Here is a 13,449-nt window from a genome sequence, read left to right on the forward strand (position 1 = left end):
GGGTGCTTAGCTCAGCTGGGAGAGCATCGCCCTTACAAGGCGAGGGTCGGGGGTTCGAACCCCTCAGCACCCACCACGATTTAAAAAGCGACTTTGGTCGCTTTTTTTATATCTAATAATATAATTTATCTTTAAGAATATTTTACTTTTATATGCTAAAATCTCTTTAGAAGCTTTGTTAGGAGATTTTATGAAAAAAGTATTGTTAAGTTCGTTATTTTTATCGTTAGGAATTTGTTCATTGTCTTATGCCGATGATACAGACACTTTAGTATGTCCAGCCGACTTGAAATATCAAACTATTAATATGAGAGATATGGCTTTTGAATATTCACAATATAAAGATCATATTTGTGCAGTTTTGAGTGTAGATATTAGCAAGAATAGTGATTGGCAAAAAGATGGTAGTGGATGGTTTGCAGCTGGATTTGGTGCAGAAACTATGAAGGGTTCGAATATGTTTATATTTGTACCAGAAAAGCTACAAGAAGGGATTAAATATGATGTCTATGCAAATGTTGGTGGAGCATATGGTCCAATGAAATCTTTAGATACAAAGCCGACTACTGGACAAATAAAGCTTTTATCATCATCTTTAGGTAAGGTTGAATTTGCTATTTATCCTCAGAAAATATCAGGATTATCAAATAGTGGCAAAATTGATATGATTTTTTCTCACTCAAAAGCTGGAGTGTATAAATTTGCTCCAGGACATATTGCTGCATATGATGATAAAGCAATGAATCTGAAATAAATCCTTTGGTTGTATTTACAAATTTAATTAAATACAATTGTCGTAATATATTTTGTTAGAATTTTTTATGGGAAGATCTAGAAGACATAAGAAACCTCAAGAAGGTGTTTTTGAAGCTGAAATTATAGCACTTAGTCATGATGGTAGAGGAATAGCAAAAGTTAATGGTAAAACGACTTTTATTCCATTTACATTACCAGGGGAAGTAGTCAAGTTTGAGTATACATTTACAAAGGCTAAGTTTGATGAAGCAAAAGTAATTGAATATATTAAAAAATCATCTAATAGAGTTAATCCTCCTTGTGAATATTTTGAAATTTGTGGAGGTTGTAGCTTACAACATATGTCTACAGATGCACAGATTGAGCATAAGCAACAAACTTTACTGAATCAACTTAAGTATATTGGCCAAGGAGTGGAACCTCTGAGTATTCTAGAACCATTACGTACGGCTAAAACCGAAGGATATCGTAATAAAGCACGTTTAGGTGTTAGATATGTTAATAAAAAAGGTAAAATTTTAGTAGGCTTTAGAGAGCGTAATGGTAGATTTTTAGCTGATATAGATAAATGTATAGTATTAAATCCTTTAATAGGAGAAAAACTAACAGAGATAGCCTCCTTTATAGAGACACTCTCTATATATCAGCATATAGCACAATTAGAGATTGCAATTGATGATATAAGACCAGCACTTATTGTGCGCCATCTTGAGCCGTTTGTGAATGAAGATCTTGAAAAGCTAAAAGCTTTTGGTTTGGAAAATAGTTATTGGATATACCTGCAATCTAAAGGTCCTGATACTATCTTTAGACTGTATCCACAAGAAGATATTGAGCCTAAAAAGTTAAGTTATCAGCCAGTTGCTGGGATAAATATTGGTTTTGAGCCTAATGATTTTACTCAAGTTAATAATGATATTAATAAAAAGATGATTAAAAGAGCTATTGATCTTTTAGAAATATCAGAAAATGATTCTATTATCGATTTGTTTTGTGGTTTAGGAAACTTTACGTTGCCAATTTCTCAGCATGCAAAAACTGTAATTGGTGTAGAGGGAGAGCAGACAATGGTTAGTAGAGCTAAAGAAACAGCTGCTAATAATAATATTAGCAATGTTAAGTTTTATGCGGCTAACCTTTTTGAAAGCTTTGAAGATAAAGAATGGTTTAATAATTTTGAATATAACAAAATGCTATTGGATCCGCCAAGAGCTGGGGCTCAAGAAGTGTGTAGTAATATCGAAAAGTTTGATGTTGAGCGTATTGTTTATGTATCATGTGATACGGCTACTTTAGCAAGAGATGCCGGTATTTTAGTGAATGATAAGGGTTATAAATTAGTTAGTGCAGGTGTTATGGATATGTTCCCTCATACAATGCATGTTGAGTCAATAGCTGTTTTTGAAAAGGTTTAATTATGTATATAGGTTTAGATATTGGTGGTAGTAATATTTCAGCAGGAATTTTTGATGAACATAAAAATCTACTTAAGACAGCCAAGGTAAAATCAAAAGGCAAGAGTGACTCTGATACAATTTTGGGTCAAATTTTTAAAGTTATTAACAAGTTGCTTGATGATTCAACAAGAGACAAAATAAAGGCTATAGGTATTGGAATAGCTGGATTTGTAGATTCAAAAAATGGTATTTTAAATTTTAGTGCGAATATCAATCTCAACGGTATAAATATAGCTAAAGAAGTTAGTCAAAAATTTGATAATGTACCAGTATTCATTGAAAATGATGTCAATGTAGGTGTTATTGGTGAATGGAAATATGGAGTTGGCCAAGGCCATGAAAATATCGTTGGTATATTTGCAGGCACAGGGATTGGTGGTGGTCTAGTCATAAATAATCAGTTTTTATATGGAGTTACAGGCGGTGCCGGAGCTGTAGGACATGTTAGTATCAATACTCAAGGGGCTTATTGCCAAAGTTGTGGCTCGCAGGGTTGTGTTGAGACTTATGCTGGTAAAGTAGGTATGGAAAATAGAATTCTAAATTTACATAAAAAAGGTGTTAACAGCTTACTCATAGATTTGGTTTTAGAAAATAATAATAAGCTTAAGGGATCATATTTGAAAAAAGCACTAGATGCTAAAGACCCTGTAGCAGAAGATATTGTCAATTTGGCAATGACCAATTTGGGTGTTGCTATAGCTAACTATATAAACCTTTTGAATCCATCATTAGTATTGTTAGGTGGTGGTGTTATGGAAGCTATTGGACATAAGTATTTGAATACTATTTATAATTCATGTTCAAAGTATGCTTTTAAAACAATGTTAGAGGCATGTGAATTGAAGATCGCAACATTAGGCGACAACTCAGGTGTTTATGGGGCTATGGATATAGCAGTTAATAGATTAGAAGGAAATTGGTAATGTTTATAGGTGTAGATATTGGCGGTTCAAATATGGCCGCTGGATTATTTGATGAAAATAAAAAGTTAATAATTACTGCAAAAGTTAAATCAAAAGCAAAAGAAAAAACTGATATCGTCATAGGGCAGCTATTTAAAGTTATTGATAAACTAATCTCAGAAATTCCTTCAGATAAAAGGCTTGAAGGTATAGGCATTGGTGTAGCAGGACTTATAGATAAAAGAACATCGATTGTGCGTAGAAGTGTTAACATAAATCTAAATGGCGTAAATCTGAAAGAAGTCGTTGAAGATAAATACAAAGTTAAATCTGAGATAGATAATGATGTTAACGTTGGTGTTTTAGGTGAAGCAAAATATGGGGCTGGTGTTGGCCATGATGATATAGTTGGTGCTTTTGTAGGTACTGGTATTGGTGGTGGATTAGTTCTAAATGGCAAACTCTATGGTGGTAATAGTGGTTTGGCGGCTGAGTTAGGCCATACAATCATAAAACAAGGTGGGGCTTACTGTCCTGGATGTGGGTCTCAAGGTTGTTTAGAAGCATATGCTGGTAAAGTAGGTATAGAAAAGAAAATTGAAAATTTAGCTAAAAAGAGAGTTAAAAGTACACTAATTGAATTAGTAACTGAAAATGGTGGAAAGCTAAAGAGTAGTCATATCAAAAAAGCACTTGAAACAAATGATGAGATTGCTATGGATATTCTTAGTGAAGCGATGGAGTATTTAGGTACTGGATTAGGTAGTGCTTTAAATATGATAAATCCCTCGATGGTGATATTAGGTGGTGGTGTTATGGAAGCTATTGGTGAACAATATTTACCACAAATCAAAAGAGCTGCCATGAGAAATTCATTTGCTGATATTTATGCAGAATGTCAATTTAAATTAGCAAAACTCGGCGATCAGGCTGGGATTTATGGAGCTATGGAATTAGTTGCTGGTTAATCTAATTAGGATTATATTGCTATGACTCGTGTTGTAAATGAGTTTTTTTCTCAATTGTCTGCTTATTTTAAAGGCTTTAGAAATATAAGTTTGACGCAAATTTTTAATGATTGGAATATTTTTGAGATAGTTTGGCTTATAGCTTCTGTAAGTGTTCTAGCTATCATAAGTATTCTTACTACAGATGATTATTTAGTGCTTACAGTTATCGCTACAGTCACAGGAATGCTAAATCTGTTGTTAGTTGCTAAAGGAAAAATACTTAACTATTTTTTTGCTTTTGTAAATAATCTTACTTATGCATATATTTGTTATACTCAGGGTATTTATGGGCAGTTCCTACTTTTTGCATTTTTCTTTTTTCCGATGCAATTTTATGGATTGTATACTTGGACTAAGCCACAGAATATAACAGAAAATAGTGATATTATCACAAAAACACTATCCAACAAATATAGGATTTATCTTATTAGTGGAATTGTGATTGCTGCATTTTTGTATGGTTTTTTTATTCTAAAAGGATACTTTCACCAACAAATAGGTTTAGTTGCTGACTCATTAACTGGTGTGGTATCTGTTGTGGCGATTATCTTGATGGTTAAAGCATATATTGAACAATGGGTGTTGTGGATAGTCATTAATACTCTTTCAACAGTTATATGGTTACAACAGTACTTTTCTGGTTCAGGTGATGGTATTGCATTTTTAGCAATGTGGTTGATATATTTATTTAACGCAATATATGGATATGTAAACTGGCTAAAGCTAAAAAAAGATGTATAAAAAAGCTCCAAAAAAACTTTCCTATAATTAGCTTAACTTACTTAGTCCATTTCTATATAATTTGCAGTATTGATTATATATCTTACGGAGGGTAGAACAGTGACTGTTAGACAAACTCTATTTCTTATTCTTACTCCTATAATTGCAATGTGTGTATTGTCATTTGGTAATGGTTATTTCACAACTTACTCATCAATAGAGCTAAATAGTCTTGGTCGTTCTAACCTAATGATAGGTATAATATCAGCAGCCTATTTTTTTGGAATGACGGCAGGATCGTATTTTTCGCAATTTACGATAGTTAGAGTAGGCTATATTCGAGCTTTTGTTTTATTTGCATCTATTATGGCAATTAGTACTTTGATAGTTGGTATTAATAAGAGTGTACCAGTTTGGGTATTCTTTAGATTTGTTTGTGGATACTCTCTCGCAGCATTATTTATTGTTATAGAAAGTTGGTGCATTTTATCTGCAGAGAGAAAAAATCGTGGCTTAGTATTTTCTATATATCTATTTGTTTACTATGGAACACAAGCATTATCACAGTTAATGATTAATGTTCATTTTAGCAATGGATTGTTAGCATATTGTTTTATATCATCACTTTGTAGTGTTGCTATTGTTTTGATGGCATTTACAAAAACAGTGGCTCCAGTGCCACATTCTGAAGAAGTTTGCTCACCGATAAGAATTATTAAAAAAGTACCTCTTGCAATGGCTGCTAGTGTTATAGGAGGGTCACTTTTAGGTTCTATTTATACTTTATTACCTATTTTTATGGTAAGAATAAACATTGAGCATGATATGGTCGCTATGCTAATGATGACAACTATTCTTGGAGGAATGTTGCTGCAAGTACCTATTGGAAAAATTTCAGATCTTATGGATAGACGAAAAGTGATATTGTTAGCTGGGGCTGGTATATTTATTGCATCATTGCTTATTGCTATCTTTCATACTTCTTATCTAATATTTGCAATAGCTATATTTGTATTTGGTGGTTGTGCTTTTGTTATATATCCATTATCGATATCTCATGCTAGTGACTTTTTAGAGGAAAATGAAGTGTTGGGAGCTATAGGAGTTTTGACAATTGCTTACGGTGTAGGATCAGTTGTTAGTCCTGTTATCATATCTAGTGTTATGTCAGTGTTTGGACCATTTGGATTTTTTATTATAACAGCGATACTTAGTGCTATTTTATGTATGTACTCAACGTATAGAATTTTTGTTAGAAAATCAGCAGTTGATACATCTTCATTTACGATAGCAACACCAGAGAGTCTTAACTTTAGCGAAGCTCAAGAGATAGTTTCAGAGAAATAATCTAAGTATATTAAATTGCAAAGCATACATCGCTAGCTTATAATTGATAAGGTTTTTAAAATTCATAACAAGACTTAATTTATCTAAAGGAGATTATAGTTATGTCATCACAAATCAAGCAAGTTTTTGCTAGACAAATATTAGATTCGCGTGGTAATCCTACTGTTGAAGTAGATGTGATATTAGAAAGTGGTGCTTTTGGGCGTGCTGCTGTTCCTTCAGGAGCTTCTACTGGTATTAGAGAAGCATTAGAGTTAAGAGATGGTAATAAGTCTCTTTTCTTAGGTAAAAGTGTCTATAAAGCTGTTGAGAATGCTAATACTAAAATAGCTCAAGCAGTTAAAGGTTTAGATGCTCTTGATCAAAGATTAATTGACAAGACTATGATAGAACTTGATGGTTCGGAGAATAAAGGTAATCTTGGTGCGAATGCTATTTTAGGTGTTTCATTAGCAACAGCTAGAGCAGCAGCATCTCATTTGAAAAAGCCTTTCTATCGTTATCTAATGGATGTTAAAGAATATTTAATGCCTGTACCAATGATGAATGTGATTAATGGTGGATCACATGCTGATAATAATGTGGATATGCAAGAGTTCATGATTGTACCAGCTGGGTTTGATACTTTCTCAGAAGCTCTAAGATGTGGCTCTGAAGTTTTCCATACACTTAAAAAAGTTCTGATTGCTGATGGTTATAGTGTAGCTGGTGTTGGTGATGAGGGTGGTTATGCTCCAGATCTTCCATCAAATGAGTCTGCTATTGAAGCAATTCTTAAAGCAGTTAAAGAAGCTGGATATGAGCCTGGTAAGCATGTGTTTATAGCGTTAGATCCTGCTAGTAGTGAATACTATAAAGATGGCAAATATGAATTAGCATCTGAAGGCAAGTCACTGACTTCTGAAGAGATGGTAGAGTACTTTGCTAAGTGGGTTGAAAAATATCCAATCGTATCTATCGAAGATGGTATGGCTGAGCAAGATTGGAGTGGTTGGAAATTAATGACTGAAAGACTAGGTAAGAAAGTTCAATTAGTTGGAGATGATTTATTCGTAACTAATCCAAAAATCCTTGCTGAAGGTATTGAAAAAGGAGTTGCTAATTCAATTTTGATCAAACTTAATCAGATTGGTACTTTAACAGAAACTTTTGAAGCTATGGCGATGGCTGGTCAAGCAGGCTATACATGTGTAGTATCGCATCGTTCAGGTGAAACGTCTGATACTATTATTGCTGATTTAGCAGTAGCAACATGCTCAGGGCAAATCAAAACTGGTTCATTGTCAAGAGCTGACCGTATCGCTAAATATAACCAGCTAATTAGAATAGAAGAAGAGCTTGGTGAAAATGCTATCTATCCTGGTATCAAAGCATTTGTATTTAGCTCAGAAGAAGCTGATAATGAAGTCCAAGAGATTGTTGTTGAAGAAAGTGAAACTGAAAAAGTTGTAGTGCAAGTAGAAGAATAATAGTTTCATGGATATCAAATCTAATTCTTTTTTTTATATTTTTATTTCAGCAGTTTTATTACTAATTATCTTGTTACAATATCAGCTTTGGTTTAGTAATACGGGATTGTTAAATTATAAGACTCTAAAAAAATCAATTGCTACTCAAACAAAAGAAATTAAGCATAAATCTCAGACCAATGCTCAACTGTATTCAGAAGTAGTTTCACTGCGTAAAAATAGTGAAGTACTTGAGAGTTTGGCTCGTGAAAATATGGGTTTCATAAAGCAAGGAGAGGTTTTTTATAGTGTCAAATAAATATGTAATAATTCCAGCTGCTGGGATAGGCTCAAGAATGGGATTAGATATTCCTAAGCAATATTACAAACTCATTAATGGTAAGACTATACTTGATAATACTTTAGAAAAGTTTGTCAAAGATCCCTTTTTTGATAAAGTAATTGTAGCTGTTAGTGAAGATGATAATCACTGGAGTAATTCTGAGTATTATAATCATCCAAAAGTACAATTCTGTATAGGTGGAGCCACGAGGTTTCATAGTGTTTATAATGCGCTTAAAATTATCGATGATCGTAAAAGTGATGATTGGATATTTGTACATGATGCTGCTAGACCTTGTGTAAATATACAAGATGTTATTACACTTTATATTCAAACTCAAAATTCTCATACTCAAGCTGGTATTTTGGCTATTAGAGCATTTGAGACGGTTAAAAAGGTAGCTATAAAGATGATTATAGCTAAGACTATTGATCGACAAGATATTTGGCTTGCACAGACTCCCCAACTATCAAGACTTGGGCAGTTAGAAAAAGCATTTGATTTTTGTTATACAAATAATCTCATAAATAAAATAACAGATGAAGCATCGGCTTTAGAGCTGTATGGTATAAATCCAATAGTCGTTGAAGGTTCTAGGAAGAATATTAAGATCACAACACAAGATGATTTAGAGTTTGCCAACTGGCAGATTATCTAGTTATCTATTTTAGTAGTAAACCGATTACATACCCAAATATTATTACTAATCCCATTATGAATAAAATTGAATCAAGTACTACACGCCTGTAGTTTTTGTATTGTATGTTTTTATAGATTATTATAACGGGTAATACATACAATAAGAAAGCTACGGTAGGAGCGACTAATATTCCTATAATGTTAAGTATTTTGAAGTTGCAGATTGTACAAATCCATAAGATTATAAATATTAGACCGACACAAATTCTATTTATGACTATATCTGTAATATTGACCTTATAGATATTTCTAAAAAAGTATTTGAATAAATATTTTAATGCTTCTTTAGAGCCAATATAACAACCGATAAATGAGCTTATAATAGCTGTAAAAACTATCATAGGAGCTAGAATGTTTAATAATGTTCCTGGATGTTGTTCTTGTATTAGAGTTACTATTGAGAGGTTATTTATATTCGCTCTATCAAGGTCATGTATTGTAGTACTGAGTAAGCAAGATGTTACAAATAATAGTACAAATATAAAAAGAATCAACGCATTGATCTGAAGGATTTTATATACTTTGTACTTCTCTTGCGAACGTTCTACTTTTACATAATCACGATAGAATATTACTAGACTAGAAATAACTGGTGAATGATTCATTGATAATATCAAAATTGGCAAGACCATTAATACACCAGTAATATAACCAATAGTGTCAAAATGATTATCAGTTATAAACTCAAAGTTCCAATATGGAATTATATATAGTGACAGTGTAATTACTAATATTATTAGAAATATTACTATTAGTTGCATAAATTTAAGGATTAAATTGATCCCTAAAGAAACAATAACTAATAGTCCAGCAAGAATACTAAAACTAAACCATATATTAGTCGAAAGATTTGTGTTAACAATATGATAGTTTAATAAGAAGTTACTTAGTTCATTATTTAAACCAATTGAGTACATCGGCATATTTAAAAATATAGCAAAAAAATAGAGTACTACACAAATTAGCCCAAATAACTTACCAAGATTATGTGTGAAAACATCTGTGATGCCACCATTATCTGTATATAAAACTATATTTGCCATATTCTTATGTGAATAATAAGTCAATGGTAGCGCAAAAATAAGAACTGTTACTAATGCCCATAATCCACTATGCCCAGCTTGAACAGGAAGATATAATAGTCCAGCTCCTACAGCGGTACCAAATAATGTAAAAATCCACTGTATGTCAACTCTGGTTGTATTTATGTGATTTGAATTTTCCACTACCTACTCCAATCCAATATCACTTTACCACATTGGCCACTTTTCATTATTTCAAATCCTTTTTGATAATCATCAATATGGAGTCTGTGTGTGATGATTGGTTCCATATCCATACCTGCTTGAAGCATGCTAGTCATCAGATACCATGTTTCAAACATTTCTCTGCCATAAATACCTTTAAGGGTAAGACCTTTGAACAGTATAGCTCCCCAGTCAACAGAGATATCACCAGCTGATATGCCTAAAAGTGACAGCTTGCCACCATGATTCATAACATCAAGCATCATAGATATTGCTGAGTTAATTCCAGACATTTCTAGACCTACATCAAACCCTTCTGTCATGCCAATTTCTGACATAACTTGACGCATTTTTGCGGTTAATTGTCGTTGATTTTGAAACTCTGATACATTTACTGCAACAGTGGCTCCGAAGTCTCTAGCCATCTGTAGACGATATTCATTAATATCTGTAATAACTATTCTACGAGCACCGCAGAATCTTGCTATCTTAACTGCCATAAGTCCAATAGGGCCAGCTCCAGTTATAAGCACATCCTCACCAGTTAGGTTAAATGAAAGTGCTGTATGAATAGCATTACCCATAGGATCAAATGTACTAGCTATATCATCACTTATGGAATCAGGGATCTTAAAAACATTGACAGCTGGCATTACTAAATATTCAGCAAAAGCTCCCTGTACATTTACACCTATGCCTATGGTTTTTCTACAAAGATGGCGTTTACCTGCTCTACAATTACGACATTGTCCGCATACAAGATGACCTTCACCAGATACTCTATCGCCAACATCTACACTTGTAACACCATTTCCTTTAGCTACAACTTCACCAGCAAACTCATGTCCAGTAATCATTGGTACAGGTATGGTAGCTTGAGACCATTTATCCCAATTATAAATATGTAAATCAGTGCCACAAATGGCTGTTTTTTTGATTTTAATTAAAACATCATTGTAGCCATATTCTGGTATAGGAGCATCATCAATCATCCAAATACCAGGTTCTTTTTTTAATTTAGCAAGTGCTTTCATAGTTTGAGTCCTATTAACTATATAATACCTAATTCTTTAGCAGCTATTGTAAAGCCATCAACAGCTTTGTCAATTTGCTCAAAAGTATGAGCAGCAGACATTTGTGTTCTAATTCTTGCTTTACCTTTAGGTACCACTGGATATGAAAAGGCAATTACATATATACCATAATCTAGTAGCTTATCAGCAAATTCAGCTGCTTTTTTCTCATCATATATCATTACAGGAATAATAGGGTGTTCTCCTGGAATTAAATCAAAGCCTGCAGCAGTCATTTTTGATCTAAATCTCTGTTGATTTGCCTGTAATTGCTCTCTTAATTCATTTGAATCTTTAGTTATCTCTAAAGCTTTAATAGATGTTTTAGCTATTATCGGTGCTAAAGCATTTGAGAAAAGATATGGTCTAGAAAGATTTTTAAGTAGATCTACTACTTCTTTTTTAGCACAAATATATCCACCTGAAGCACCACCTAATCCTTTGCCTAGAGTACCAGTTAGGATATCAACTTTACCCATAACATCACAATGCTCAATTGAACCTTTACCATTTTTGCCAACAAAGCCTGATGCGTGAGAATCATCAACCATAACAATAGCATTATATTTATCAGCTAAGTCACAGATAGATTTCAAGTCAGCAATAATACCGTCCATTGAGAAGACGCCATCTGTGGCAATCATTTTAAATCTTGCTCCAGCTTGATCAGCTTCTATAAGTTTTGCTTCGAGGTCTTGCATATCATTATTGTTATATCTAAAACGCATTGCCTTGCATAATCTAACACCATCAATAATACTAGCATGATTAAGGGAATCGCTTATGATAGCGTCTTCTTTTGTAAGGAGCGTCTCAAAAAGCCCCGCATTGGCATCAAAACATGAAGGATATAGAATTGTATCTTCAAACTCGAAGAAATCGCTTAATTCTTTTTCTAATTGTTTATGCACAGTATTTGTGCCACAGATAAATCTGACTGATGCCATACCATAGCCACATTCTTCAATATGGTTTTTTGCATAAGAAACTATTTCTGGATTATTTGCAAAGCCAAGATAGTTGTTTGCACAGAAGTTAATTAATGTTTCACCATTTTCTAGATTAATGACAGGTTCTTGTGGTGTTGCTATTATTCTCTCACTTTTATATGTGCCAGCATCTTTTATTTCCAAAATTTTATTATTTACATTGGTATAGAAATTATTATTCATGAAAACTCTCCTTTATATATTCAGTTTGTATTATAACAAAAAAAATACGTAGAATGATTTTCTCAGATAAAGATAAAGATAAAGATAAAGATAAGAAATTATAGAATTATTATTCTTCAGCAAAAGCTTCTTGAGAGTAGTTAGCTAAATCATGAACATTTGTTCCAGTAACAGTATTTTGATAGTAAGTAGAAGCTGTACCCATTGCTACTTGGTTTATAGCCCAGAACATAGATCCACCATAATTGTTATCAGATACATAGTCAATCATCTCTTTATCTAAAGTAAGACCTTCCCATTCTCCTCCAGCAGCTTGTCCACCAGGTTCAAATCCAAGAACGACTAAGCCAGGATTTACATATTTAGCAAAGCTAGATAAAACATCTTCATATACATTAGCTGTCCAAGTTTGACCATTAGGCATATCAGTAGGTCCAACATCATAAGCCATAATATTTACCCAATTAACAACCTTATCTAATGATGAATCATTTTCCTCTAACCATTTTTCAATAGCAATACCTTCTCCATCAGAATTAAAATCATTTGCAAAACCATGAGCTTTACTACTTTCAAAGAATGCATTAAATCTAGTTGTATAACCAATTTGCTTGTCACTCATTCCTTCTGCATCTAGCTTTTCTCTTAAGGTTTTAAGAGTTTTGGCTAATGTTGCTAACTGTTGATCTTTATTTGGATTTACAGAACCATCAGCTAATTGACTTAAATGTTCCCAGTCAAAATCTACACCGTCACCACCAAGTTTTAATAATTCAACAATTTGATTAACGAAAGCATCTATTTGGCTATCACTAATAGTTTGCTGTAAATCAGACCAACCACCAATTGCCCATATAAATTTACCACCATTCGCATGTGTCAGATCTATAAGAGAATCTATACGGACTCTTTGCCAATTAGAGCTATTATCCCATGAATTTTCATAGACTCCCATTACACTTAGGACGTCGGCACCAGCCATACTTTCATTTAAATGTCCAGTACTCCATTGTTTGTTTGCTGGATTATCAGGGTTTGGAGAAGAGTCCAATGTTAAGAAAGAGTATAATACGTGAGTGTAAGGAGCTACATCTTCGGCACTACCAGAGTAAGATCCACTAATTAAGCCTGGTTTCCAGTTTTCCCAGTAACCAATAACTTTTTTACCATCTTCAATAGGAGCCTGCTGTTCGAAAGTTACACTAATACTCTGAGTATCTTGATTTGTAGTAAAAGAAGAAGGAGATGTAGATATTTTGTATCCAGTAAGAG

The 13,449-nt window shown here is 33.2% G+C and carries 13 protein-coding genes and 1 tRNA gene; 10 read left to right on the forward strand and 4 right to left on the reverse strand.

Annotated features, from left to right (window positions below; genetic code table 11):
* From ACKTR7_RS08245 to ispD, 10 genes are all read left to right on the forward strand, one after another.
* A tRNA-Val gene (locus ACKTR7_RS08245) sits at window positions 1–76 on the forward strand.
* Window positions 77–190: 114 nt separating this feature from the next.
* Window positions 191–754 (forward strand): hypothetical protein, encoded by a 564-nt coding sequence (locus ACKTR7_RS08250; RefSeq protein WP_407877852.1) that lies wholly within the window; start codon window positions 191–193, stop codon window positions 752–754.
* 67 nt (window positions 755–821) lie between these two features.
* Complete coding sequence (gene rlmD, locus ACKTR7_RS08255) at window positions 822–2,171, forward strand: 23S rRNA (uracil(1939)-C(5))-methyltransferase RlmD (protein ID WP_407877853.1); 1,350 nt, start codon at window positions 822–824, stop codon at window positions 2,169–2,171.
* A 2-nt stretch (window positions 2,172–2,173) separates the two neighbouring features.
* Window positions 2,174–3,139, forward strand: a complete 966-nt coding sequence (locus tag ACKTR7_RS08260) for an ROK family protein (RefSeq protein ID WP_407877854.1) — start codon at window positions 2,174–2,176, stop codon at window positions 3,137–3,139.
* The gene (locus ACKTR7_RS08265; protein ID WP_407877855.1) at window positions 3,139–4,086 is read left to right on the forward strand and encodes an ROK family protein; all 948 of its coding nucleotides are present in this window, start codon (window positions 3,139–3,141) and stop codon (window positions 4,084–4,086) included. The genes ACKTR7_RS08260 and ACKTR7_RS08265 overlap by 1 nt, the downstream gene beginning before the upstream one ends.
* Window positions 4,087–4,107: 21 nt before the next feature.
* On the forward strand, window positions 4,108–4,869 hold the full coding sequence (pnuC, locus tag ACKTR7_RS08270) for a nicotinamide riboside transporter PnuC (protein WP_407877856.1): 762 nt from the start codon (window positions 4,108–4,110) through the stop codon (window positions 4,867–4,869).
* A gap of 147 nt (window positions 4,870–5,016) precedes the next feature.
* Entirely contained in the window at window positions 5,017–6,195 is a 1,179-nt protein-coding gene (locus ACKTR7_RS08275) for an MFS transporter (protein ID WP_407877870.1), read from the forward strand.
* 101 nt (window positions 6,196–6,296) lie between these two features.
* A complete protein-coding gene (eno, locus tag ACKTR7_RS08280) occupies window positions 6,297–7,664 on the forward strand; it encodes a phosphopyruvate hydratase (protein ID WP_407877857.1) in 1,368 nt (455 codons plus the stop codon).
* Window positions 7,665–7,671: 7 nt separating this feature from the next.
* A complete protein-coding gene (locus ACKTR7_RS08285) occupies window positions 7,672–7,962 on the forward strand; it encodes an FtsB family cell division protein (RefSeq protein WP_407877858.1) in 291 nt (96 codons plus the stop codon).
* Window positions 7,952–8,644 (forward strand): 2-C-methyl-D-erythritol 4-phosphate cytidylyltransferase, encoded by a 693-nt coding sequence (gene ispD, locus ACKTR7_RS08290; protein WP_407877859.1) that lies wholly within the window; start codon window positions 7,952–7,954, stop codon window positions 8,642–8,644. Before ACKTR7_RS08285 ends, ispD begins: the two co-directional genes overlap by 11 nt.
* Before the next feature lie 4 nt (window positions 8,645–8,648).
* Here the strand turns inward: ispD and ACKTR7_RS08295 are convergent, their stop codons facing one another.
* The 4 genes from ACKTR7_RS08295 to ACKTR7_RS08310 all read right to left on the reverse strand — a co-directional run.
* Window positions 8,649–9,911: an amino acid permease gene (locus ACKTR7_RS08295; protein WP_407877860.1), complete on the reverse strand. Its 1,263-nt coding sequence runs from the start codon at window positions 9,909–9,911 to the stop codon at window positions 8,649–8,651.
* Window positions 9,911–10,966 carry an L-threonine 3-dehydrogenase gene (tdh, locus tag ACKTR7_RS08300; protein WP_407877861.1) on the reverse strand — a complete coding sequence of 352 codons (1,056 nt, stop codon included), beginning with the start codon at window positions 10,964–10,966 and terminating at the stop codon, window positions 9,911–9,913. The genes ACKTR7_RS08295 and tdh overlap by 1 nt, the downstream gene beginning before the upstream one ends.
* Window positions 10,967–10,983: 17 nt before the next feature.
* Window positions 10,984–12,177 (reverse strand): glycine C-acetyltransferase, encoded by a 1,194-nt coding sequence (locus ACKTR7_RS08305; protein WP_407877862.1) that lies wholly within the window; start codon window positions 12,175–12,177, stop codon window positions 10,984–10,986.
* Between the two features lie 109 nt (window positions 12,178–12,286).
* Window positions 12,287–13,449, reverse strand: a 1,163-nt coding sequence (locus ACKTR7_RS08310) for a glycosyl hydrolase family 18 protein (RefSeq protein ID WP_407877863.1), incomplete at its 5' end; no start/stop codon positions are given.

The organism is Francisella sciaenopsi (assembly GCF_045862875.1).
Lineage (GTDB): Bacteria > Pseudomonadota > Gammaproteobacteria > Francisellales > Francisellaceae > Francisella > Francisella sciaenopsi.

Bases quoted from the DNA above. Each gene is read 5' to 3' on its own strand.
- ACKTR7_RS08250 (WP_407877852.1), top strand. From the start codon at position 191: ATGAAAAAAGTATTGTTAAGTTCGTTATTTTTATCGTTAGGAATTTGT.
- rlmD (WP_407877853.1), top strand. From the start codon at position 822: ATGGGAAGATCTAGAAGACATAAGAAACCTCAAGAAGGTGTTTTTGAA.
- ACKTR7_RS08260 (WP_407877854.1), top strand. From the start codon at position 2,174: ATGTATATAGGTTTAGATATTGGTGGTAGTAATATTTCAGCAGGAATT.
- ACKTR7_RS08265 (WP_407877855.1), top strand. From the start codon at position 3,139: ATGTTTATAGGTGTAGATATTGGCGGTTCAAATATGGCCGCTGGATTA.
- pnuC (WP_407877856.1), top strand. From the start codon at position 4,108: ATGACTCGTGTTGTAAATGAGTTTTTTTCTCAATTGTCTGCTTATTTT.
- ACKTR7_RS08275 (WP_407877870.1), top strand. From the start codon at position 5,017: ATGTGTGTATTGTCATTTGGTAATGGTTATTTCACAACTTACTCATCA.
- eno (WP_407877857.1), top strand. From the start codon at position 6,297: ATGTCATCACAAATCAAGCAAGTTTTTGCTAGACAAATATTAGATTCG.
- ACKTR7_RS08285 (WP_407877858.1), top strand. From the start codon at position 7,672: ATGGATATCAAATCTAATTCTTTTTTTTATATTTTTATTTCAGCAGTT.
- tdh (WP_407877861.1), bottom strand. From the start codon at position 10,966: ATGAAAGCACTTGCTAAATTAAAAAAAGAACCTGGTATTTGGATGATT.
- ACKTR7_RS08305 (WP_407877862.1), bottom strand. From the start codon at position 12,177: ATGAATAATAATTTCTATACCAATGTAAATAATAAAATTTTGGAAATA.